Annotated in this window: 18 protein-coding genes; 10 read left to right on the top strand and 8 right to left on the bottom strand. The window is 43.8% G+C overall.

The features are described from left to right. Positions 1–51 precede the first annotated feature (51 nt). Positions 52–447 (bottom strand): hypothetical protein, encoded by a 396-nt coding sequence (locus AAFN85_RS27975; RefSeq protein ID WP_347531268.1) that lies wholly within the window; start codon positions 445–447, stop codon positions 52–54. A 260-nt stretch (positions 448–707) separates the two neighbouring features. On the opposite strand from AAFN85_RS27975, the gene AAFN85_RS27970 reads away from it, so the two are divergent. Further along, positions 708–983, top strand: coding sequence for a helix-turn-helix transcriptional regulator (locus AAFN85_RS27970; RefSeq protein WP_347531267.1), 276 nt, complete (start codon positions 708–710; stop codon positions 981–983). Between the two features lie 359 nt (positions 984–1342). Next, on the top strand, positions 1343–1924 hold the full coding sequence (locus AAFN85_RS27965) for an RNA polymerase sigma-70 factor (protein ID WP_347531266.1): 582 nt from the start codon (positions 1343–1345) through the stop codon (positions 1922–1924). Positions 1925–2025: 101 nt separating this feature from the next. On the opposite strand, the gene AAFN85_RS27960 is transcribed toward AAFN85_RS27965, so the two are convergent. The 7 genes from AAFN85_RS27960 to AAFN85_RS27930 form a co-directional block, all read right to left on the bottom strand. Beyond that, the gene (locus tag AAFN85_RS27960; RefSeq protein ID WP_347531265.1) at positions 2026–2928 is read right to left on the bottom strand and encodes a helix-turn-helix domain-containing protein; all 903 of its coding nucleotides are present in this window, start codon (positions 2926–2928) and stop codon (positions 2026–2028) included. Between the two features lie 21 nt (positions 2929–2949). Next, on the bottom strand, positions 2950–3768 hold the full coding sequence (locus AAFN85_RS27955) for an SDR family oxidoreductase (RefSeq protein WP_347531264.1): 819 nt from the start codon (positions 3766–3768) through the stop codon (positions 2950–2952). A 72-nt stretch (positions 3769–3840) separates the two neighbouring features. Next, positions 3841–4089: a prevent-host-death protein gene (locus tag AAFN85_RS27950; protein ID WP_347531263.1), complete on the bottom strand. Its 249-nt coding sequence runs from the start codon at positions 4087–4089 to the stop codon at positions 3841–3843. A gap of 35 nt (positions 4090–4124) precedes the next feature. After that, complete coding sequence (locus AAFN85_RS27945) at positions 4125–4934, bottom strand: helix-turn-helix domain-containing protein (RefSeq protein ID WP_347531262.1); 810 nt, start codon at positions 4932–4934, stop codon at positions 4125–4127. 14 nt (positions 4935–4948) lie between these two features. Continuing rightward, on the bottom strand, positions 4949–5995 hold the full coding sequence (locus AAFN85_RS27940) for an aldehyde reductase (protein WP_347531261.1): 1047 nt from the start codon (positions 5993–5995) through the stop codon (positions 4949–4951). 161 nt (positions 5996–6156) lie between these two features. Then, positions 6157–7164 carry a phosphotransferase gene (locus AAFN85_RS27935; RefSeq protein WP_347531260.1) on the bottom strand — a complete coding sequence of 336 codons (1008 nt, stop codon included), beginning with the start codon at positions 7162–7164 and terminating at the stop codon, positions 6157–6159. Positions 7165–7170: 6 nt separating this feature from the next. After that, the gene (locus AAFN85_RS27930) at positions 7171–7602 is read right to left on the bottom strand and encodes a MarR family transcriptional regulator (RefSeq protein WP_347531259.1); all 432 of its coding nucleotides are present in this window, start codon (positions 7600–7602) and stop codon (positions 7171–7173) included. A gap of 199 nt (positions 7603–7801) precedes the next feature. On the opposite strand from AAFN85_RS27930, the gene AAFN85_RS27925 reads away from it, so the two are divergent. The 8 genes from AAFN85_RS27925 to AAFN85_RS27890 all read left to right on the top strand — a co-directional run bounded on the left by AAFN85_RS27925 (position 7802) and on the right by AAFN85_RS27890 (position 24141). Next, entirely contained in the window at positions 7802–9022 is a 1221-nt protein-coding gene (locus tag AAFN85_RS27925; RefSeq protein ID WP_347531258.1) for a FecR domain-containing protein, read from the top strand. 226 nt (positions 9023–9248) lie between these two features. Then, on the top strand, positions 9249–12755 hold the full coding sequence (locus AAFN85_RS27920; RefSeq protein WP_347531257.1) for a TonB-dependent receptor: 3507 nt from the start codon (positions 9249–9251) through the stop codon (positions 12753–12755). 15 nt (positions 12756–12770) lie between these two features. Further along, complete coding sequence (locus AAFN85_RS27915; RefSeq protein ID WP_347531256.1) at positions 12771–14630, top strand: RagB/SusD family nutrient uptake outer membrane protein; 1860 nt, start codon at positions 12771–12773, stop codon at positions 14628–14630. Positions 14631–14664: 34 nt separating this feature from the next. Further along, positions 14665–17505 carry a SusC/RagA family TonB-linked outer membrane protein gene (locus tag AAFN85_RS27910; protein ID WP_347531255.1) on the top strand — a complete coding sequence of 947 codons (2841 nt, stop codon included), beginning with the start codon at positions 14665–14667 and terminating at the stop codon, positions 17503–17505. 23 nt (positions 17506–17528) lie between these two features. Beyond that, positions 17529–19214 (top strand): RagB/SusD family nutrient uptake outer membrane protein, encoded by a 1686-nt coding sequence (locus AAFN85_RS27905; RefSeq protein ID WP_347531254.1) that lies wholly within the window; start codon positions 17529–17531, stop codon positions 19212–19214. A 74-nt stretch (positions 19215–19288) separates the two neighbouring features. Further along, positions 19289–20320, top strand: coding sequence for a DUF1735 domain-containing protein (locus AAFN85_RS27900; RefSeq protein ID WP_347531253.1), 1032 nt, complete (start codon positions 19289–19291; stop codon positions 20318–20320). 213 nt (positions 20321–20533) lie between these two features. After that, on the top strand, positions 20534–21499 hold the full coding sequence (locus tag AAFN85_RS27895; protein ID WP_347531252.1) for an alpha/beta hydrolase: 966 nt from the start codon (positions 20534–20536) through the stop codon (positions 21497–21499). A gap of 143 nt (positions 21500–21642) precedes the next feature. Further along, positions 21643–24141, top strand: coding sequence for a glycoside hydrolase family 9 protein (locus tag AAFN85_RS27890; protein WP_347531251.1), 2499 nt, complete (start codon positions 21643–21645; stop codon positions 24139–24141). Positions 24142–24143 lie beyond the last annotated feature (2 nt).

The following is a 24143-nucleotide window of genomic DNA, read 5'->3' as shown; positions in this document are numbered from 1 at the left end:
TCAGCTTGTTCCCCTTTTTTGGGTCACTAAATTAATTTAGTACTTATTGCCTCAATTGCTTCCTACCCTAAAACTCATAAATGCCTCTTTACTTACCGGCTTGGCAAAGTATGATTTTACCGTGTCGTATTGTTTTGACCGGTGCATATCTTTCGGCAGTATCGAATATGATACGATATAGATCTCGATGTTTTTACCAATCTGAGGCAGCATATCATTAAACTCATCTAAAAAGTGCCAGCCGCTAAAAGGCGCCATATAAATATCCAGGAATATTACATCGGGCAGGGCCTCCTGGTTTTGCAGGTTTTGTTTAATGTAACTTATTGATTGCTCGGCATTTGTACTATAAGTTATAGAGCCAAAAGCCGGATATCTATCCTGCATAGCTTTTATAATTGCAATATCCACGTGGTTGTCGTCGATATATAAAAGGGTTTTGGTCATCAGGTCAGATTTAGATATGACGGCTAATATAGCTAAATGCTCTATACTAAATTTTTAACGTCCCCGGTATCGCGTTTTATCTTTATAAAACATTATTTCTTATCCTGTTTAAAATGTTGATTATTAGTTATTTGTGTTGTGTTTGCTTTGGAATGTACAATTGCGTACATTTTTTTTCACGCTTTACTACACAATCATATTTATACTGAAACTTTGGAGGTTAAGCATCCGTATATTGTTATAATTTAAACCATTGATCAATGAATGTTGAAACTATAAATAGCCGTGTTCAGGCTATTTTATCGGATATCCGCTCAATACGCATCAAAAAGGGATATTCGCAGGGAGAATGCGGGGCGATGATGCATATATCACAAAACACCTTCAGTAAAATAGAATCGGGCAGTTTGGATTTAACCGTAGAAAGACTGATGCTGATTGCCAACGCGCTTGATGTTGATTTTTTTGATTTACTTACTACCCAAATCAAAACTCAACTTTTTGCTGTTGAGGGCGGACTTGCGCAGGTTGGATAATCAATAACGGGCAGGGCTTGTGATTAAAGGCCGGCCGCGGTTAGCGCACTTATTTTGCTGCACTAACGGTTTATAAAGTTTGATCTGAGCGGCTTTGTTATCTGATTTGCGTTTTTTTGTACAGTAAAATAATAAAACCCGCTATTAGCCGTTAATATTTTTCAACAAAGTGCGCCTGCCAGTAAAAAACTTTTAGGGCTTGCTTAATCGTTTTATCTACCTTTTTGTGCTTGTAAAGCATCTTTTTTTGTTAAAAAAGTACCACTACAACAGCACTACTTCAATTTATTATCTTGTTTTTGCTATGTTAATTTAAAATTTACTTTTTACTTTTATCTCACCAATTATATTAAACTAACGTGGGTAAGAGTATTAACAGCAATCATATCCAACAATTGATAGCAGGCGATGAGGCTGCTTTCGATGCGATTTATGAGGCATACAGCAGCAAGGTTTACAGGCTGGCCTACCGCTTTTTAAAAGACGGGCAGCAGAGCGAGGAAATTGTGCAGGAGTGTTTCATTAATTTATGGACTAACCGCCAACGGCTAAATGCCGAAGGCGACATGTGGCTATACCTGTATGTGATAGCCAAACGCCTTTCATTAAATTCATTAAGGCAAATTTGCCAGTCGCGCGAGCTTTCTGATAAACTGGTTAACCATATTGCTACGGTACATAACGATACTGAAGAGGAAATGCTGGTGAGCGACCTTGAGCAGTATACCGAGCGCATTATCAATAAACTGCCGCGACAGCAACAATTAATATTCAGGCTGAGCAGGGTTGAACACCTCTCGCACAAAGAAATTGCCGATCAGTTGCAGATCTCGCCCAATACGGTTAAAAACCATATGGTTGAAGCCCTTAAAACCTTACGGTCGCAACTTCAGTATTCCGACCTGATTTTTATGCTTGCCTTGTTTTTCTGGATCGGTTGATCCGCCTTTTGCTAAATACATCTACCTCTACTTCCAATTTTACTGCCTCTCGCGATTCCGATACACTTAACGTGTAGAGGTTGTCATGCTACGTAATAGCGTTAATTTAAATTTCTGTATTCCCGCGGTGTTGACCCCGTTTTGGTTTTGAATAGTTTGGTAAAGTGCGAAGGATGCTCGAAGCCAAGCTGATAAGCAATCTGGCTGATAGATTGGTTGTTGCCCCAGAGCAGCAATTTTGCTTTCTCAATCAGCTTTAGGTGGATATGTTCCTGGGTTGATTTGCCAGTATGTTTGCTTAAAACATCGGATAGGTATTTAGGCGAGATATTAAGCTGCGAGGCGAAGTGGCCTACATCAGGCAGACCGGTTTGTATCAGCGTTTCGTTTGCAAAATATTCGTTCAGCAGGGTTTCAAAGCGTTGCACAATATCGTGGTTAGCTTTGCTACGGGTGATGAACTGGCGGTCGTAAAAGCGATCGCAATAGTTTAGCAGCAATTCGATATTGCTCACTATAAGCCCATGGGTATGTTTATCCATGTTTTGCGAATATTCCCGTTTTATTTTGGCGATACAATCCAGCAAGATCTGCTTTTCATCATCCGAAATATGCAATGCTTCATTGGTGTCATACAAAAAAAACGAGTACTGGTGCATCTTTTTCCCAAGTGATGTGCTACTGAGCAAATCGGGGTGGATAAACAGCGCCCAGCCTTCTTCCAGCTTTACATCCGGCTCGGCACTTAGCACCTGGTTGGGTGCTGTGAACAGCAGGGAGCCTTCGTCAAAATCGTAAGGCTGCCTGCCGTATTTGATAGTACCCTTAAAGCTTTTACATGATATGATGTAAAGCTCCATTTGATAAGCTAAGGGTTCATCAAAAAGTTCGGGGCGGATGGTTTTAAGATCGATAACAGAAACAAGCGGATGTTTGGGTTTATCGCAGCCGTAAAAGCGGTGCAATTCATTTATTGAAGCGATATTGATCAGCTTGTTTCCCATGCTATAAAAATATGAAACCTGTTAGTTACCAAAAAACATCCCATCAAAATGTTTGCGGAATGCCTCGCCACCCATGCTTTGGCGGGCATCGAAGAGCTGTTTGCCGTCGTCGCCGGCAATGTACCTGAGTTGATCTTTGCCGTCGGTTGCCATTTCAAATATTACCTCGGCAATGTTTTCGGGCGGAGTGAGGTTTTCGGGAATCAGCAGCTTGCTCATTACCTCGTCGGCCTGGTTAAGTATGGTTTGATAAGCATCGATGTTTTCCTTGCCATAGCTCATCGAGCGGCCGGTATAATCTGTCCGGATGCCGCCTGGCAAAAGGTTTTTTATACCGATGTTAAATTTTGATAGCTCAAAGTACATACTTTCCGCAAAGCCCTCGAGCCCCCATTTGGTGGCATGATACATAGAACTGAACGGGAAGGCCGTCATCCCACCCATGGATGAGGTGTTGATAAACAACCCGCCGCCTTGCTGCCTGAAGTAGGGTATAAAAGCCTGTGTAACCCTGATCACACCCAGCAGGTTGGTATTGATCAAGCCGGTGATCTGATCATCAGTATAACTCTCCAACGGGCCATACAGGCCATGCCCCGCGTTGTTTAAAACTACATCAATTTTAGCTATTTGAGTTGCACGTGCAACGCAATCGGCTATTTGAGCGGGTTGGGTAACATCCAGCGGTAGTAAGGTTACATTAGGAAGTTTTGAAAGTTCCTGTTCTTTTTCTGGTGAGCGCATGGTGGCGATAACATTCCAGCCGCGACTTTGAAATAATAAGGCTGTGGCTTTTCCTAAGCCAGAAGATGCACCGGTAATGAATATGGTATTTGACATTGTTTTAAGTTTTAATACAATGCAAAGGTGGGGAGGTGCAGCGGGGATAAATTATACCTTTTTCGGCATTACTTATACTTTTGGCGGAAGGCCACAAAGTTCCTCGTCGGTCATCTTAAAATCAGGCTTAAATTCAATTTTGACCTTCCCTTCGAGAAGGCCCAATTGGCGTTTCGCTTTTTGTGGAGTTTCTTTAGGCAAAAGATAGCCGATAACTTCTTTGTTTTCATAACTGTTAATCGCAAAACTTTCACCCGCTTTGATCTGACTAATCACTTCGGCAAAATTCGTTTTAAACTCTTGATCAGTTATCGTTTTCATAGCCCTGAATAAATATACAAATTTTCTACATAGGTTTATTTACCCACCACACTCGTCGGGTTGTACCCAAACAGCTTTTTAAACGCGAACGAAAAATGCGATAAATTTTCAAATCCCACTTCAAAATAAACCTCGGATGGTTTGCGCTTTTGCTCTACAATTTGGTAATGGGCAGTTTCGAGGCGTTTACGGGTGAGCCATTTCTCGGGCGTATCTCCAAATGCTTTCTTAAAATCTCGTTTAAAAGTAGTGAGGCTACGGCCTGTTAAATAGCCAAAGCGTGTTGCGGTGAGGTTAAACATGTAGTTCTTCTCCATAAAATCGGCAAGGTCGATTTTGCCGGGTTCTTCAAAGTGGCCCAAAACATTATCTACCGACCTATCGATGGAGCGAAGAACCGCGATAGCTTCATTCACCTTAATATCGGCTACTTCCTGCGGCAGTTCATCGGCGAGGTCAAAATAAGGGAGCAACGAATTGAACAGGCTTTCGAGCAGGGGATGTTTGGTTAACAATCGGGCATAGGGTGGCTCGGGTACAATCACAGGTTGCGCTATCGAGGTATAATATTTTTGCAGCATCTGCTGCGGGAAGCAGACGGAAACCGATTTAAAAGCCTCGCCATTAAACGGAACCTTGCTTAGCCGCCCCAACTGGTTGCGGGGCAGCAGCACGGTATCGCCGGGGCGGAAAATAAAGGAGCGGTCGGCGGATACAATGCGCATTTCGCCTGCATAAACCCGTACCAAAGCATGCCAGGGTAGGATCACTTCCCTGCTGTAATGCTTTTCTCGTTTGCACGATACAAATACCATTGCCCGGCTGTCGGCTCCGTTCTGTTCCATCACCGTAAATTTAGTTATTTAATAATTCCGAATTTAAACAAGCTTTCGGCGGTAGCTACAATGGCATCTTCGGCGCTGCGTGGTTTCCAGCCTAATAAGCGTTGTGCTTTTTCGCTTGTAGCATTCATGTTCCTGTCAAGCATAGGCGAAATTTCTTTAGCCACAGGATCGGTAGCGCCTGCCATTTTAATAACCCAGTTGGGGATATTTCTCGCTTTAATTTTCTCGGCCTTATCACCCAGGCGGCGTTTCAGAATTTTGGCTACATCAACCATCCACAAGCTTTCATCTGCTATGGCTAAAAAGCGTTCGCCGTTAGCAGCTGGATCGGTCATGGCGAGTAAGTGCAGGTCAGCCACGTCACGTACATCAACAAAGCCGGTATTGATGCGGGGGCAGCCCGGCATTTTACCGTAAAGCATGTTTTGAATAATAGATATCGAGTGCGAGTAATCAGCGCCTAAAATGGGGCCTGCAACTGCCACAGGGTTTACGGTTGACAGTTCAAGACCGCCGCCTTCGTTTTTAATAAAATCCCAGGCGGCCATTTCTGATAGTGTTTTTGATTTTTGGTAAGCGGGAGTGTTGTCATTTATCGGCGTCCAATCGTTTTCGGTAAATGGTTCCTTGCCCGGTTTGTGTCCGAAACCAACTGCACCAAAGGCTGAAGTAAGCACCACACGTTTAACCCCTGTATCGCGGGCGGCGCGTAGTACACGCAATACACCTTCACGTGCGGGGATGATCATTTCATCCTCGTGTTTAAAGCCTTTTAACGGGGTAGGGGATGCAGGGTGGATCACATAGGTACAGCCGCTTGCAGCTTCTACCCAGCCTTTATCATCGCTCAGGTCGGCTTCTACAAATGATAGCTTGTCGCCAGCCTCAACGCCGCCGTGGCGTAGCATTTCGCGCACTTCGCCTTCGCGGGTTAATGAGCGTACGGTGGTTTTTACGTGGTAGCCGGCTTCTATTAATTTAATGATACAGTGTGCGGCTATAAAGCCCGAGCCGCCTGTTACCAACACGGTTGTGTTATTGTTTGAATTTGTTGTTGTCATTGTGCTTTAAATTTTACAATGCAAAAATCCATTCAAAAAGCTATAGGCAGGTTTGTTTAAAAGACCTAAGATGTTTTGTTTAAAAGGCCGGTTTAGGTGAAGAATAAGATTTACGAAGTTTTTGAAATTTCGTAAATCTGGCCTTTATTCTCGCCGAACTTTTAATTAAACTGTGTCAGCGAGGCCTGCCACCTATCCGAACGCATTTGGTGAACGGCTGTATTTAACAATGCTTTCCCATACATCAACTGACCTTCGTAAGTACCCAATGATAGTTCACCCTTTCCCATCAAAGCAAAAAATCCTCCCAGGTCAATCCCATCCATTTCCTGGTTATGAATATGATCAACAGGCTTTTGCTGCCCGGCCAGTTTAAACATCAGCATAGCATAAACTATGCGGCAAACCTGGCGCATGGTAAAAAAGCGGGCCTTTTTATATTCATTTACTGCGGCGCCAAAGTATATGGCCAGGTATGCGTTCTCCTGATCCTCAGTATGTACAAAAAAGTTAGCGAGGTTGGCCAGGTCGATGTATCGATCATTCAGATTGGCGGTATCCCAGTCGATTATCCAGATCCTTTCACCATCGCATAATATATTGTTGGGGTTAAGATCATTGTGGCTAAATACTTTGTCCGATAGCGGTAATTGAAGTCTGTTTTTAAGTGTTTCGTAATTAGCGAAACATTCATCAAATGCCGGCCCGGATAGTATCGCTGTTTTTTTAAACTCATTGATCAAAGTGTCGACAGTATCAAATAAATATGGTCCATCATTATCTGAAGGAATAGCATGAATTGTTTTTACCGCGGAGGCCAGCTTTGCTATCAGTTCATCCGGTTCAAATATATTTCGTAACGGTTGGTTGGTGATATGATCAGTAATGGAGATTCCGTTGCTGTTACCTAAATAATGTAAAGCGGGCGCAATACCTGCTCCTGCAGCAAGCAACAAATTAGCGGTGCTAACGTTGATCTCGTTGAAAGTAGGTTCGGTAAGTTTTAGTACATACAACTTTTCACTAACAGTAAACCGATAGGTAGATGCTGCAGAAAGCCCCCCGGCTAACACCGAAAAGTTTGTGACTGCGGAATTGCCGAAAGTCTCCCGTAAGGCGAGCTGAACAGACTGTACCCTATCGGGAGGAATAATATCAAAAAAGTTCATGGTAGTCTAATTAATGTTGCCGCCAAGCATGAGTAATAAATCGGCTATCGGCGGCTCTTTTTCTAAATAGGTTTTAGGGATAATGTCGTCGGCTATAGCATCAGCCGTTTGCAGGGCCTCGCTATAGATCCGTTTTCCAGCCGGGGTCAACTTCGCATAGCTTACCCTTGCGTCACGTTCATTGGCTTCACGGGTTATTAAGCCGATTTTTTCAATAGGCAGCAGTAGTCGGGTGATGCCCGAGGCGGTTAGGCCTATTTTTTCTGCCAGTTCAGTTCTGCGAAGTTGCTCGTTCGGAGCCTGCTGTAAAAGATGTAATATCAAGAAATCGCTGAAGCCTATTCCGTGAACCGATAGCCTATCGAATTTGCGGGAAACTACCGCCTGTATCTTCGCCAGGTTCATGAGCAGTTTTAAGGAATTGTTTATGGTTGACATATGGTTGATTTATATTTGAGTTGTCAAATATATTAATTATTTTCTACATTTTACATTAATTAGCTGCGGGAGTTTAATGGAGAGAATATAGACTCTAAAAATATTTTAAATTTTTTTCAATCCCTGGTAGTCCTATGCCTCAACTTCTGTGTTCTATACATAAATGCCCCCTCCCGGCGGCACCGTATAAACCAATAATATGAACAACGAAAGGCTCAGGATTTTACTTGAACAGTACTTTAACGATACTATCGGCAGTGATGATTGCCGGGAGCTGCTCAATTACCTGAACGATAACCCCGGGGAGGTTTTTAACGCTGTTGACGAAAATGTTTTAAATTTAGATGCAGCGCCTGCTTTTGATAATATCCAGGCCCAAAAAGTATTGGCAGGTATTAAAGCTGATGCAAGGTTCACACAAACTCAGGAAGACGAAGCCGTAGTTGTACCAATCGTAGCCAAAGCAAGTTCAATTAAATTATACGCCGCGTTTATCAAAATTGCCGCCGCCGTTTTAGTTTTCGGTACAGTTGGTTTTTATTTTGTTCAGAAGTATAAAAAGGCAGCCGGTCAAAACGAGGTTGCTGCCGTTCAACCTGCCAAAATTTTACCGGGTAGCAATAAAGCTATCCTAACATTGGCAAGCGGCAAAAGTATTGTGCTTGATAGCGCTGAGAATGGCGCATTAGCCAGCACCGGCAAAAGCCAGGTTAATAAAGTAGGCGATGGCAAACTGGTTTATGATGCACTGCCGGGCGCGGCCCATGCAGGCGTAAATGCGGTTTTGTATAATACATTGACTATTCCGCCTGGTGGCCAGTACCAGGTGGTATTGCCCGATGGTACGCAGGTCTGGCTAAACTCATCATCAGCATTAAGTTATCCAACCGAGTTTACCGGCAACGAGCGCAGGGTTAAACTAACCGGCGAAGCTTACTTTGAAGTAGCCAAAAATAAAGACAAGCCTTTTTATGTAGAGATGAACAATACTCAGATCAGGGTATTGGGTACGCATTTCGATGTATCGGCCTATAGCGATGATAGCGCGATAACCACCACCCTGCTCGAGGGTTCGGTGCAGGTTAGTAAAAACAATAAACAAGCATTGTTAAAACCTGGTCAGCAGGCTGTGGTTGATAACCGTGCCGATAACATTGCAGTATCTAAAGTAAATACAAACACGGCGGTAGCCTGGAAAAACGGATATTTTGTATTTGAGGATGAGGATATCGCCACTATAATGAAAAAAGTTTCGCGTTGGTACAATGCCGATGTTGAGTATAAAGCCAGTTTTGATGGGCAGCGGTTTGGGGGCACATTTGCCCGCTCAAAAAGCATAGCCGAACTATTGAAAAACCTGGAACAAATAGGCAAAGTGCATTTTAAAATTACAGGAAGGAGGATCACAGTTATGCAATAAATCTACATTCTCTATCTCCACAACCAATTATCTATCAGCATAAAAAAATAAAAACCAGGAGCGTTTCGGACCGCCCCTGGCCTAAGCCGTATGGCAATGCCAGATAGTAAAACTAATTGCAGCGATTACAACCACTTATTAACAAACTGACATTCAAATGTATAAAAATTTTACTGCATTTACTTGCGGCAAACATCGTGGGCGCCTATATAAACCTGTGCTTATTATGAAACTAACTCTTATTTTGCTTACAGTTACCTTTTTACAGGTGTCTGCCGCAACTTATGCACAGAAAGTTACACTGAAGGTTAAACAGACAACTTTAAAAGAAGTTTTTGAAGAGATCAGAAATCAAACCAATTATGATTTTCTGTACAATTCGGAAGACTTAAAGTTGGCTAAACCGGTAACTGTCGATCTGAATAATGCTTCCATAAACGAGGTGCTGGACCTTTGTTTAAGCAATCAGTCGTTAACCTATTCTATTGAGAATAAAACTATTCTTATCCGTAAAAAAGCGGAAAACAACGCCCCTAAAAAAATTACCGGTAAGGTGGTTGATAATAAAGGTTTGCCTTTACCCGGGGTAACTATTAAACAAAAAGGCGCTACGGCGGGTACCGTATCCGATTTGAACGGTAACTTCAGCATCAACGTGAGCGAACCTAACGCTACGTTGGTTTTCTCGTTTGTGGGCTTCAGGGCCAAAGAAGTTGCCCTTAACGGCCGCGCTGATATTAACGTTACCCTCGAGGATGCCCCTCAGGATTTGACAGAGGTTGTAGTAGTAGCTTACGGTGTTCAAAAGAAAGAAACCGTAACAGGCGCTATTACCTCTATCGGTACTAAAGATCTGGTACAATCGCCGGTTGCTAACTTAAGTAACGCTTTGGCTGGCCGTTTATCAGGCTTAACCGTTACACAAACCAGTGGTAAACCTGGTTCTGACGGTGCAACCTTATATGTGCGTGGGGTTGGTACCTATACCGGCCAAACAGCTCCGCTCATTATGGTTGACGGTATTGCCCGCGATAGCTACAACGATATCGACCCTAACGAGGTTGAATCGATCAGTATTTTGAAAGATGCTTCGGCTACGGCGGTTTACGGTGTGCGTGGTGCAAACGGCGTAATCCTGATCACTACAAAACGTGGTAAAGAAGGCGCGCCAAAAGTAAACGCTACCTTCCAAACTGCTATTTCGCAGTTTACAAGCATGCCTAACTTTGTTAACTCGTATCAGTATGCTACACTGTTAAACGAGCAGAGCTATGAAAACTACTGGATCCAGCACTCAAGAGATGCCGACGTTAAAACCTGGAATGATTTTGCAGCAAAACGTGATGCCAACTGGATTAAAGACGCGACCATCTATTACTCTCCGGAGGATCTGAAATATTATCAGAACGCGCACACGCCAACCATCAACGGGCAGCCAAACAAATATTATGATCCGTATGGCCACCCCGATCAGGATTGGAAAAAACAGATCTTCAATAAGTTTGCTCCTCAAACACAGGTAAACGCCAACATTACCGGTGGTACAAAAGCAACCAAATACTTTGTATCATTAGGTTATTTGGCGCAAGGCGGTTTGTTCAATACCGATTACATGCCTTTCTCTGACGAGATGCAATTTAAAAAGAAACGTTACAACCTGCGTTCCAACCTCGATTTTGATGTGAACTCAGATTTCAGGGTATCGGTAGATGTATCAACCCAATACGTAACCATTACCGGTATGGATAATGATGGTTATACCTGGGAAAAACGTATCCTTTGGTCGTCACCACTGGGTTCTCCTGGCTTGGTTAACGGCAAATTTGTTGTTCCGTTCACTAACCAGAATGAGCAGTTAAATCCGCTGTATGCTATTGCCAACAGCAACAACTATAACATCACCACCAACAGTACTTTAAACTCGGCCATCAGGTTAACTTATAAATTGGATGATATTACACCGGGCTTATCTATTAACGCGCGTGGTGCTTATGATAGCTATTTCCAAAGCCGTACAGGTGGTAAATACACTCCGTTACTATACGGTTTGCGCGAAAATCCTAACGGTAACAAACTTGATCCTATCCTGGTGCAGTTAACAAATGATGTTGCACCTGCCCGCTGGACAGATTTTTACACCGGTAAATGGCGTAAAGTTTACGGCGAGGCTTCGATCAACTACAACCATGTTTTTGCTAAAAAACATACTGTTACTGCTTTGATCCTTGCCAATGCCGAGAAAAAATATGATCCAACCTTACTGTACGATCTTCCTCACGCTTATGAAGGAGTATCCGGAAGGGTAACCTACAACTACGGCGACCGTTATTTGGTTGAGTACAACATGGGTTACAACGGATCTGAAAACTTCCCCGAAGGTAAACGCTTTGGTTTCTTGCCGGCTTACTCAGCAGGCTGGATTGCCAGTAACGAGTCGTTTTTTCCTAAAACAGATTATATCACTTATTTAAAAGTTCGTGGATCATTAGGTAAAGTAGGTAATGATAACATTGGTGGTGCACGCTACCTGTACCTGCCGGATACCTGGCAATATGTAAATGGCTACAATGCCGGCGGTGGTTACACCTTTGGTGGTTTGAACGACAGGAACAGGATCCAGGGTGCACAGGAAAACGTTTTGGGTAACCCTAACGTAACTTGGGAAACCGCTACCAAATCAAACATCGGTTTGGAAACTCACCTGTTTAACGAGCGCCTTGCCATTACTTATGATCACTACAACGAGCACCGTAAAAACATCTTATCGTACAAAGGTACCATCCCTGGTATAGTACAGGCAACTTTGCCACCGTACAACCTGGGCGAGGTTAAAAACTGGGGCGATGAGATCGAGCTAACCTATAACAGCAAGCCGGGTAAATTTACCTGGTGGGTTAAAGGTAACGCCTCAACCAACCATAACAAGATCCTTTTCAGGGATGAGGCTATCGCGCCGGGTTTAGAGTACCAGGCATCAACAGGTCGCCCTATTAATCAAGGTTCGTACCTGCAGGCTGATGGTTTGTACACTTCATGGTCGCAGCTTTACAGCATTGATGGTAACGGTAACCCGATATTTTCACAGCCTGTATTGGCGGTTGGCAAAGATGGCAAACCATACACCAACGCTGCCGGCAACCCTGTTTACCAAAAAGATCTGGGTTATGCAGGTGCACCGGTACAACCGGGCGAGGTTAGGCTGAAAGACGTTAACGGCGACGGTATTGTGAACGAGAAAGATTATATGCGTTCGGGCAAAACCGATCTGCCTACTTTAAGCTACGGCTTCTCTTTCGGTTTCAATACTCACGGGTTCGATTTTTCGGCCTTATTGCAAGGCCAATCAGGTGTGGCTAAATATGCTATGCAAGAGCTTCACTTCAACAAACAACAATCATTGTTTGATGTGGATTTGAACAGGTTTACGCAAGAGCGTTATGACAATGGCGAGCGGATCGATTTCCCGATAGCTGCTTACAACCAGGATGCAGCTTACAACACCTTCTTCCTGAAAAGCACCGCTTTTGTAAGGTTGAAAAACGCCGAGATAGGTTACACGCTTAAGCCTGAGCTTTTAAAAAGGATAGGTGTGCGTTCGGCCCGTTTTTATATCAACGGTTACAACCTGTACACATGGTCGCCAAACAAGATCTGGGGCGATCCTGAAAACTTAGGTTATATCGGTTATCCGCTTACCCGTACCTACAACGTAGGCGTTAATGTTAATTTTTAATCATAAAGTATAGCAATGATGAAAAGAACAAATATTATTATACTGCTTGTAGCTTGTTTTATAGGCGGTATGCTTTCAACAAGCTGTAAAAAAACTTTTCTTGAAAAGCCTAAGGGGGGTGCTGTAACGGTTGATACCATTTTTGATACCCGTAACCAGGCGCAATATGCGGTGGCGCAAATGTATATGTTATGTGTAAGGGGATATTTTCCGCAAACGTATGATGGCTGCCGTCCTGAAGCATTAACAGATCAGCTTTATATCATTCACCCGGCTTATGACTGGGCTTCAAATACCATTAACACAGGCTCGTACATTACCGGTAACATGAGTGCCGATAACAATTGCGATTACGGTTTCGGTCAGGATAACGGTGCAGGTTTTTACTGGCACTATAAAGGTATCCGCCAGGCTAACCTTGTGTTAAAAAACATTGATAAAGTTATTGATGCCGATAATGCATGGAAAACCGATACCAAAGGCCAGGCTTTATTTTGCCGCGCTTTACAGCATTACGAATTATTCAGGTATTATGGTGGTGTTCCCATCGTAAACAAACCGCTTGATGGAACCGTGAAAATTGCCATTCCACGTAGTTCGGTACAATCGGTGGTTGATAGTGTGGTTAAATGGTGCGATCAGGCAGCATCAATGTTGCCTGCCACACGTCCTTCGGCAGATTTTGGTCGCGCTACTAAATTGGCAGCCCTGGCATTAAAAGCAAGGATCCTGTTATATGCAGCAAGCCCGCTTTACAACACACCTGCAAATATGAAAGGTGATGTTGCCGGTGTAAGATTTAATGATAGCCGCGATACTGTATTAGCTTACGCCAGTTACGATAAAGAGCGTTGGAACCGTGCTGCCAAAGCCGCTAAAGATGTAATTGATAATGCAGCAGGCGGAGGTGTTTCGATCCTGAATACAGGGCATGCCGAAACCTCGGGCGAAACTTATGACAAGCTTGGTGATTATGAGTCGGTTTGGAATGTATTTGCTAACCAGGAGTTGATCCTTGTAAATACCTCAAACCAGGTTCCGGGTGCTAACGGCGGTTGGGGCGATGGTTCGGCCTGGGGCCAGTACCTGTCATCAAAACTGCGTTTGGCTCAGTGGGGTGTTAAAAACAACGTACCAATTGAGTTTATCCAACAATACGAAAAACGTGATGGTACCAAATGGACTATGCCTGCAAACGGTGCCGATTTACCTGCTGATGTTGCCGATTGGAAACTTGATCCACGTTTTTACCAAACCATTGCTTATGATGGTAAATACTATAGCGCTCAGCGTGGTATCCTGGCTTACTACAAAAAAGGTGATTACAGCACCGATGGCAGCCTTGCATCAAGCGATGCCGGTGTTGACGGTTACGCTACCGAAACCTACAAGTTTGTGGCCCGTGTTGATAACATGACAGATAATCATTTTGCATGGCCGGTTTTCCGCTTAGCCGAGTTTTACCTGGGCTATGCCGAGGCACTGAACGAATACCAGGGCCCGAGCGCTGATGCTGCAACTTACTTAAATAAAATACGGGAAAGAGCCGGTATGCCCGATAAACACCCGGCCACTATTGAGGATTTCAGGGACGCGGTACAAAACGAAGAAACTATTGAGTTTGCTTACGAAGGCCACCGCTATAACGACCTGAACCGCTGGTTAAAAGCCAAAACCGTTTTGAATACTGTTTTACACGGTATCCAGACAACTGCCAGGAACGTTGGCGGACAATTGAAACGTACATGGACAACCGTGCCGTTTGTTACAAGGGTATTCCCTGCCAAGTATTATTACGTTCCGTTCCCAAGCACCGAGATCAGTTTAAGGTATTTGGGTAACAGTAACTGGGACGGACAAAACCCAGGTTGGTAACAGGCTTTTACACATTAACAATTAGTGAGAAACAATGAAAAAAGATTATAAAAACTTTTTGGCCTGGATGCTTGCGTTCTGCAGTTACTCGGCGGTTAATGCCCAAACTGCTACGACAACACCGGCTGATACTATAAAAAAGGCGAATAGCTCATATAAGGATGTGGTTGATGGTGGCTTAAGGATCCAGAAATCATGGCGCAACACAGGCGCGGTTTTTACCCTATCGGGCGAGGACTTAACCCGTATGACATCTGGTAACCTGCTCAATACCCTGCAAGGCCGGATCCCGGGTTTAACCGTGGTAACCGGATCTGGCGAGCCTGGTTATGATAACCCTACTTTTTACATGCGTGGCCAAAGCAGCTGGAATATCCAGGGCAACCAGGTATTGATTTATTTGGATGGTTTTCAGGTTGATATGGGGGCTATTACAGGCTTATCGGCTTATGAGATCGAATCGGTTTCTTTATTGAAAGATGCCGCCGCCTTAGCTGTTTACGGTTTGGAAGGTGGTGCAGGTGTGCTAAGCATCCGCACTAAAAAAGGTGTAGTTTCTGAAAAAACACAGGTGTTCATCAACGGTAAATACGGGATACTAAGCCCTATTGATCTGCCTAAGGTGATGGATGCTTATGGCTATACTACAAACTATAACACAGCGCTTACCAACGATGGTTTGCCAATTAAATATGCCAACCCTGAGTTGTACAAAGCAGCTAATGATCCTTTCCACCCCAATGTGAATTGGTACGATCAGTTGCTGAAAAAAACTTCGGCTATCCAGGATTATAACTTCGGTTTCCGTGGTGGTAATAACACAGCCAAATATTTTGTGCTGATGAACTATACCAACTTTGAAGGTATGTACAAAAATGCCGATGTTATTGATAAGGATTTTGGTACCAATGCAAAATACACCAAGTTAAATTTAAGGGCAAACATTGAGTTGCAACTTAATAAAAACCTGGTTGTAACGGCAAACATCAGCGGTATTACTGAAGATAGGAATACTCCGTCTGGTTTTACAGCTTCAGATGTATTTAACAATATCATGGCTATCCCTGCTGCAGCCTTTCCGGTTAAAAATCCTAACGGTACATGGGGCAACAGCTCGGTTTATAAATTTAACCCGGTACAGTTGTTACAGCAAAACGGTGTTTATCAATCACACACCCGTAACCTGCAAACCAATTTTAGCTTTTTGCAAAAGCTGGATAAGTTAACACCAGGTTTGGATTTAAAAGGTGAAGTATCTTTTGCTAATCAGTATGTTGGTATCTACCAAAAACAATTCTCGGTAAACTCTTTCGAAATTACCGGTCAGGATGCCAACGGTAATGCCATTTACGGTGCAACCCCGGTAACACCTATCAGCCAATCAAGCAGTGATGGTGGTGGCGCACACTGGAACCGTACATCGGTAAGGTTGGGTTTTGATTATGACCGTACTTTTGGCAAATCAACCTTCACTGGTATGATCCAGGCCCGCAGGCAAGGTTATACGCACGATGGTATTGTTTACCAGGTGCGTACGCAGGGTATTGCCGGTAACGTAACTTATGATTATGATAAAAAGTACATCATCGACCTTTCAGGGTCATACAGTGGCTCGGCCGATTTTGCTCCCGGTCACCGTTACGGTTGGTTCCCGGCAGTAGGTTTAGGCTGGATCGCATCTAAAGAAGATTTTCTGAAAGATAACCAGACCATCAACTTCCTGAAACTGCGTGCATCATACGGTACAGTTGGTAATATTAATGAGGCTTACCGCTTTTTATACCAGCAATTTGCTACTGGTGCAAATGGTTGGTTTACCGGCAGCGGAAACACTTACCACAATGGTTTAATTGAAGGCCCGTTTGCTAACCTTGATTTTGCATGGGAGAAAAAGACAACCTTAAACATTGGTGTTGATTTCACCTTGTGGAAAAATCTGTCGGGTACTTTAGATGTGTTTACCGAAAAACGTAAAGGCATCCTCGAGATTCCATCGGCAAGTGTACCTGATTATACCGGTTTTAACCTGCAATATGCTAACACCGGCGAGGTTCAGAACAAAGGTTTAGAGGCTTCATTAAGGTATGAGCAAAACGCCAGCAAGTTTAAATACTACTTAGGTGGTTCAATAGCTTATGCTCGTAACAAAATAACCAAACGCTCTGAAAACCCTCAGCCGTACAATTACCTGTACACCCAAGGTTATGAAATTGGCCAGATGAAAGGTTTGGTTTATCAGGGCTTCTATCAGCAATCAGATTTTGATGCTAACGGTGCCCTTAAACAAGGTATAGTTGCATCATCATACACCAACGTAAAACCAGGCGACCTGAAATTTAAAGATCAGGATGGTAACGGCATCATTAACGATTATGATAAAGTGCCATTGAATTACAACAAACTGCCCGAAATTACTTTAGGCTTTAACCTTGGTTTCAAATACGCCGGTTTTGATTTCGATGCTTACCTGCAAGGTGTGCTACACCGTACTGTGAGCCTGTTGGATGATGCTTACACTTATACCCACCCGTTCGTGTATAACAATAACATCTCTGAGTTTTCGAACAATGCCTGGACTCCTCAAACTGCAAATACCGCTACTTCGCCGCGCTTGTCAACTTTGGCAAACCCGAATAATGATCAGCAGTCTGATTTCTGGATGCGCAACGGTAATTTCCTGAAACTGCGTAGTGTTGAGTTGGGTTACACCATCCCTCAGGTTGGTTTCTTAAAGAAAATTGACGCTGTAAGGGTATTTGTGAACGGCACCAACCTGTTTACCTGGGATAAGATAGAAAACCTTGAGGCCGAGCGCCTTTCAATGGGCTATCCTTTGGTAAAAGCGGTAACATTTGGTATGAAAGTGAAATTGTAGTATTAAAATTTGATTACAAGGAAATGAAAAGAAATCGATATATCATAACAATGCTGGCCCTGGGTACCGTGCTTTACTCATCATGTAAACATGATTACCTGGAGGTGCAAACCATTAAGGCCGACATTACCACAGATAAGCTGTACTCAAACTATACTTACGTACAGCAGCAAATGTGGACCACATATAGCTATCTGCCCGATGGTTTTGCCGATCTGGATCTGGATGCGGCAACCGACGAAGCTGAAGCAACAAACTCGGTAGAAAGGGTGCAAACCTTTAACTACGGTACCTGGAACCAGTACACTAATCCCGATGATGTTTGGGCGAAAAACTTCGATGGTATCCGTCAGGCAAACCTTTTTCTGAAAAATAAAGGCACCATTGATATCAACTATATCAAAGATAAGATCACCTCTACAGATTCCACCACTTACTTCAACGCGCGTAACAATGTGAAGTTTATGGAAGGCGAGGCCCTGTTTTTAAAAGCTTATTTTTACTTTGAATTGGTAAAACGCTATGGCGGCGTACCAATTTTTGAGCAGCCGCTTGATTATAACGACGCGGCCAGCTGGAAAAACGTTCAGCGTAATTCGGTCGATGAGTGTGTTAAATACATCTCTTCATTGTGTGATAAAGCTGCCGCTATTATTCCGGCCAACCTGTCTTCATATTCATGGTATGATGCCGGTCGTGTTACGCAGGGTGCAATTAAAGCCTTAAAAGCAAAAGCGTTGTTGTATGGTGCAAGTCCGTTATTTACAAGCAACGGCTCAACAACTACCTGGGCTATGGCTGCTTCTGCTTTGCATGATGTGATCGCGTTGGGCAGCTATTCGCTTGATGGTAATTATTCAAACCTGTTTGGTTCTAATAACACAACATCTGGTGAGGTAATATTTTACCGCCGTTATGGTGCTACCAACAACATCGAGTATAATAACTTCCCTATCGTATTTCAAAACGCCAACGGTAACAGCGTAACTCCTACCGAAAACCTGGTTAACGATTTTGAGGTATTGACCAAATCGGGTGGAACTATTACAGGTTCTGTACCGTTTGATTGGAATAACCCGGCCCACGCTGCAGCTCCTTATGCAAATCGCGATCCTCGTTTTGCAGCTACAGTAGTGTATAACGGTGCCTCATTTAAATCAACCACTATCGAAACCTTTTTTGGGGGCAACAGTGGCTTGCCAAGGCAAAATGCTACCAAAACCGGCTACTACCTGTCAAAATGGGTTAACCAATCTGTCGATCTGGTTAACGCTACCACCACAGTTCACTCATGGATCTATTTCAGGTATGCGGATATCTTGTTAGGTTATGCCGAAGCTATGAACAATGCTTATGGTGCCGATGCCGATCCGCAAGGTTACGGGATGACTGCGTTACAGGCTATCAACAGGGTTAGGGCACGTTCAACCATGCCTGCTCTTACTGCTGCACAATTAAACCAAACCGCCATAGAACATGAGCGTAATGTGGAGCTAAGCTTCGAAAACAACCGCTTATGGGATGTGCGCAGATGGAAAAAAGGTACAACCTATTTCAGCAAACCGGCCAATCGTATTGATATCACAAGTGCTGGTGTTTATAGCGTGAAAAAACTGGAAGACAGGGTGTTTACTCAAAAAATGGATTGGTACCCTATCCCACAGGCAGAAATTTCAAAAACAGGCTGGACACAAAACCCGGGCTGGTAAAAATAACAGGTCCACTGCCCTGTTAAAGGCAGTGGACTTACATGATTTAAATTAATAAGATAAAAAGTATTTTTATGAAAATTAATGCATCATTACTAACGCTTTCGGCAGCTTGCCTGCTGCTGGGAGTTGCGGGTTGTAAACAGGAGCACATGAACGGTGTAAAGTCCAACCCATCGGTAAAAGTTTACCTTCCCGATGCCGAAAAGCCAGATGGTTTGGTTGATGTGATGGCGGGTAGCACACTTAAGGTAGATAGCGCAGCCAGTACAGTTAACTTTTCGATCCCGGTTTACCGCGCGGGCGAATCAAATTTTGAAACCCTTACTGTTGATGTGAGTGCCGATAACAGCACCATCGCAGGTTTGATCACTGCCGGTAAACTTCCTGCTAACACGGTAGCCCTCGATCCGGCCGATTTTACGCTGGCTGCAAAGGATACCGTAAGCAAGAACAATAACATTATGAAGGGTACTATCACCCCGAAAATTAAAATTGCAAGCCTTGAAAAATACGCGGGCAAAATTGCCGCGTTGGGTATCAAAATTGCCAATGCATCAACCCGCGAGGTTAATACTGACATGAATAAAGCTATTATTTATTTCAGCGTTGAGGATTTGATTGATGCTATCACCCCTAAAACCAACATGATAGATAATACCAAATGGCAAATTTATCACCGTGGTGATGGTGTAACTTTTACTGTAAATGCCGATGGAAGCGTATTGGCAACCGGTGGGAACTGGGGCCAGCAAGGTATTGTACAGGCTGTTGAAGTACGTGCCAACAAAAAATACAAAATTGACATGAACGTAGCCGGCTCTGGCGCTACCGATTGCTGGTTTGAAGTTTATGTTGGTAAAGGTGTACCTTCAGAATCAAGCGATTATGCTGATGGCGGTACCCGTATTGCCTTAAACACCTGGAATGGTTGCGGTAAATCGCCGTTTAACGCTTTGCTGTCGTCAATGTCGTGCGCTGGTAGCGGCAACATTGTAACATTCCCTACTGCAGGTACTGTTTATATGTTGATGCGTTCGGGTGGTTCAAGTCTGGGTACCAGTGGCATCAAGATCACCAATATCGACTTCAGAAGGGTGAATTAAGACGAAAAATTTACAGACCGATTCTCAATGATAAATTGAGATTTAGTTGAATAGTATAATTAAATACTATGAAGCGCCCTGGGGTGAGATCCGGGGCGCTGTTTTTTTATAAAGGAGGCAGGATAAATACTGCTTTCTGAATGGTGATATTCGCTTACAACTTTCTTTCCGTCAATTTTAAATATCACTACCTTCGATTTTTACCTCAAAAGAATGAAGCATTTATTCCTTGCCATTGTATCCCTGTTTATCTCCGTTAATCTTAAAGCCCAAACCAAACCGGTAGATAGCTTTACCGATGGCAAATACATAACCGTTAACAGCGCCAAGCTATGGGTAGTAACCGTAGGCGAGGGCGATCCTATAATATTTATTGCAGGTGGTCCCGGCGGCACGCATGTTGGTTTACGCAGTTTTGATTCGCTGGCTAATAATCATCACCAGTTAATTTATTTTGACGCGCTTGGCCGTGGTAAATCTGATTCGGCTAAAAATGTTACTGAATATAGTTTGGCGCGCGATATTGATGATATTGAAGGCTTGCGTGTTGCTTTAAAACTGGATAAGATCACCGTTTTGGGCCACTCGTATGGTGGAGTTGTGGCACAGGGCTATGCTATTAAATACCCCGCTCATTTAAGTCATTTAATACTGGCCGATACTTTTCACAGCTTTGTGATGTGGCAGGAAAATGATGACAACTCCAACCGCGAAATAAAAACCAATTACCCTGAAGTTTGGGAGCGGTTAATGAAGATAAGGGAGCAAGGCGCAATATCAAGCGATGTGGAACACCAGGCTATTTATGGCGAAGTGCCTTATGGTTTTTTATATGCTTACAACCCGGCACGTTTTGAGCCCAAAGCCGGGACACGCAGGTATTATCCAAACTCGCATCAAAGCGAAGTTTATTACCAGATGGTAGGTAAAGATGGCGATTTTATAGTAGGTGGCGATATCGGCAATTTTGACTACCGTAAACAATTAAAAGATTTGAAAATGCCGGTACTTATAGTAACAGGCAGGTTTGATAGGGTAGCTGTGCCTTGGATGGCAATTAAATACAAAGAATATTGCCCGCAGGCCCAATTTGTGATCTTCGAGAAATCGGGACATAATCCGCAGGTTGAAGAGCCGGAGAAAGAGTTTAAACTGATCAATGAGTTTTTAGCGAGGTAACATAGGTGTCGGGTTTTGTAAAAGCCTTATTACCATGCTGAAATAGTCTATAAAAGGTTAATATTTCATTATACCTGGCCAAAGGGTAGGCGCTATTTTTAACCGTTGAGTACCACCCGTATCCAACGGTTAAAAATATCCTGATGAAATCTAAATTTACCTCCCTCGCGGCAATCGCTATATGCTGTTTATTAACCCAGTTTTCTGATGCACAGGTAGCTTCGAAAAAGGATGCCATGACACTTAACGCGCAGGAATACCTGGAGTATAAAGGTGTTAACGTAATGCTTGCGCATGATTTTTACCCCGAAGGCCACCAGGGAGGGGTAGGAGTGATCCAAAACGGCCAGCGGGTAGCTACCAATGGTGATATCCGGCTGGAACCAACGCCGGGGCAATGGTCGCCCACACCCAAAGTTGGTAAGCGGGTGGTTAACAGAGCTACCGGGGAGGTAAGTGTACGAATGGAGTTTCCAAACCCTGAGATGAACAGGCATGGTTTTAACCCTATTATTTACCCGGATCTAAACTTCGCCTATAATATCCGGGTGCTGCCTGTCGGCAAAGCTTTTAAAATTATTGTTGATTTGGATAAGCCACTGCCCGATGGCTGGATAGGCAAGATGGGTTTTAATATCGAACTATATCCGGGGATCTTGTTTGGCAAATCCTATTATATGGATAAACAGTTCGGGATTTTTCCGCAGCAGGCTAACGGGCAAACTTATACCGATGCAGAAGGTGAGATACAGGTTACACCGATGGCGGAGGGCAAAAGCCTTACCATTTCACCGGAAACCGCCCTGCAACAGATGACCATCCAAAACCTTTCGTCTGGTAACCTGCAATTATTGGATGGCCGGGCAAAGCACAACAACGGCTGGTTTGTAGTACGTTCATTAATAGCCAAAGGCGCTTCAAAAAATGCCATTGAGTGGCTGGTAACGCCCAACGCGGTAGATGGCTGGCAATCTGAACCGGTGGTACAGGTATCGCAGGTAGGATATCATCCGGCACAACAGAAAATAGCGGTTATTGAACTGGATAAAAATGATAGGAGGGTGCTGCCGGTATCGCTACTACGCATCAATGAAAAAGGCGGATTAGAAACCGCTTTAAAGGTTATCCCAACTAATTGGGGCGATTTTTTAAGATACCATTATCTGCAATTCGATTTTACAAAAATAACCCGGTCGGGCATGTACGTGGTTAAATACGGCAACTACCAAACCGAACCTTTCCAGATCAGTGCCGATGTATTTAAAAACGATGTATGGCAGCCTACTTTATCATACTTTTTGCCTATCCAGATGTGCCACATGCGTGTTAACGAAAAATACCGGGTATGGCATGGCTTATGCCACATGGATGATGCCCGCATGGCACCTATCGACTCAAATCATTTCGACGGTTACATACAAGGGCATAGCACCCTTAATAAATATAAACCGGGCGATAATGTGCCTTTTCTTGACCGGGGAGCCTGGCACGATGCCGGTGATTTCGACCTCAGGGTTGAATCACAAGCCGAGACAGTGCATGGGCTTACCCTGGCTTATGAGGCTTTTGATGTGAAGTACGATAACACCACTATCGATCAAAAAAATCATACTGTAGAGATCCACCAGCCCGATGGCAAACCTGATATGCTGCAACAAATTGAGCACGGCTTGCTGGCCATTACCGGCGGTTACCAGGCTATGGGCCGTTTTTACCGCGGAGTTATTGAACCAACCATCAGGCAGTACACTATTTTAGGCGATGCAGCTAACATTACCGATAACAAGCCTTTTGTAACCAAAGCAACTAATATCGACCCTATACTTAAAACGCCTGCCGCCGCCGATGACCGTTGGGTATTTACCGAAGATAATCCCGGCCGCTCGTTAGAAACCGCCGCATCCCTTGCTGCCGCCAGCCGCGTAATGATGGGATATAATGACACGCTTTCAAGTCAGTGTTTGCAGATAGCAAAGGAGGTCTGGAAAAACACACCTGATCAAACTTTACGCCACCGGATAGCCTTAGCTGTTGAACTGTTCATCACCACAAAAGATAAAACCTACTCTGATTATTTGCTGAACAATACTGATGCGATAGCTAACAGTATTGATAATACAGGCTGGCTGGTAGGCCGTACAATGCCGCTTATTAACGATGCAAATTATCACGCTAAAATAACCGAAGCCGTTAAAAAGCTTTACGCCAAAATACAGGAGCAAGGTAAAAAAACACCTTATGGTGTGCCTTACGAACCCAATATTTGGGGCGCTGGCTGGGGTATTCAAAACTTTGGCTACAAGCAATATTTTCTGTATGCCGGCTTCCCATCGGTGTTTAGTGGTACCTATATGCTGAACGCTATTGATTTTGTGTTGGGTTGTCATCCGGGATCAAATACTGCATCGTTTGTATCGGGCGTGGGTTCACGGTCGATGACTACGGCTTATGGGTTTAACAGGGCAGATAGATCATATATTCCAGGCGGGATAACTTCGGGCACTGCGTTGATCCGTCCGGATTTTCCGGAGTTGCTGAACTGGCCTTATTTGTGGCAACAAGGGGAATACGTTTTAGGTGGAGGTACAACCGATTACCTGTTCCTGGTTTTAGCGGCCGATCATGTTTTAAATAAAAAGTAAGC

This window comes from Mucilaginibacter sp. CAU 1740, from assembly GCF_039839285.1.
In the GTDB taxonomy this organism is placed as follows: Bacteria; Bacteroidota; Bacteroidia; order Sphingobacteriales; family Sphingobacteriaceae; genus Mucilaginibacter.
The sequence above is the reverse complement of the archived record's forward strand: the minus strand, read 5'-3'. Positions and strand labels throughout refer to the sequence as shown.

Coding starts and splice junctions, on each gene's coding strand:
- AAFN85_RS27900 (WP_347531253.1), top strand. CDS start 19,289: ATGAAAATTAATGCATCATTACTAACGCTTTCGGCAGCTTGCCTGCTG.
- AAFN85_RS27890 (WP_347531251.1), top strand. CDS start 21,643: ATGAAATCTAAATTTACCTCCCTCGCGGCAATCGCTATATGCTGTTTA.
- AAFN85_RS27935 (WP_347531260.1), bottom strand. CDS start 7,164: ATGAACTTTTTTGATATTATTCCTCCCGATAGGGTACAGTCTGTTCAG.
- AAFN85_RS27955 (WP_347531264.1), bottom strand. CDS start 3,768: ATGTCAAATACCATATTCATTACCGGTGCATCTTCTGGCTTAGGAAAA.
- AAFN85_RS27915 (WP_347531256.1), top strand. CDS start 12,771: ATGATGAAAAGAACAAATATTATTATACTGCTTGTAGCTTGTTTTATA.
- AAFN85_RS27940 (WP_347531261.1), bottom strand. CDS start 5,995: ATGACAACAACAAATTCAAACAATAACACAACCGTGTTGGTAACAGGC.
- AAFN85_RS27945 (WP_347531262.1), bottom strand. CDS start 4,934: ATGGAACAGAACGGAGCCGACAGCCGGGCAATGGTATTTGTATCGTGC.
- AAFN85_RS27895 (WP_347531252.1), top strand. CDS start 20,534: ATGAAGCATTTATTCCTTGCCATTGTATCCCTGTTTATCTCCGTTAAT.
- AAFN85_RS27960 (WP_347531265.1), bottom strand. CDS start 2,928: ATGGGAAACAAGCTGATCAATATCGCTTCAATAAATGAATTGCACCGC.
- AAFN85_RS27905 (WP_347531254.1), top strand. CDS start 17,529: ATGAAAAGAAATCGATATATCATAACAATGCTGGCCCTGGGTACCGTG.
- AAFN85_RS27930 (WP_347531259.1), bottom strand. CDS start 7,602: ATGTCAACCATAAACAATTCCTTAAAACTGCTCATGAACCTGGCGAAG.
- AAFN85_RS27975 (WP_347531268.1), bottom strand. CDS start 447: ATGACCAAAACCCTTTTATATATCGACGACAACCACGTGGATATTGCA.
- AAFN85_RS27910 (WP_347531255.1), top strand. CDS start 14,665: ATGAAAAAAGATTATAAAAACTTTTTGGCCTGGATGCTTGCGTTCTGC.
- AAFN85_RS27950 (WP_347531263.1), bottom strand. CDS start 4,089: ATGAAAACGATAACTGATCAAGAGTTTAAAACGAATTTTGCCGAAGTG.
- AAFN85_RS27925 (WP_347531258.1), top strand. CDS start 7,802: ATGAACAACGAAAGGCTCAGGATTTTACTTGAACAGTACTTTAACGAT.
- AAFN85_RS27970 (WP_347531267.1), top strand. CDS start 708: ATGAATGTTGAAACTATAAATAGCCGTGTTCAGGCTATTTTATCGGAT.
- AAFN85_RS27920 (WP_347531257.1), top strand. CDS start 9,249: ATGAAACTAACTCTTATTTTGCTTACAGTTACCTTTTTACAGGTGTCT.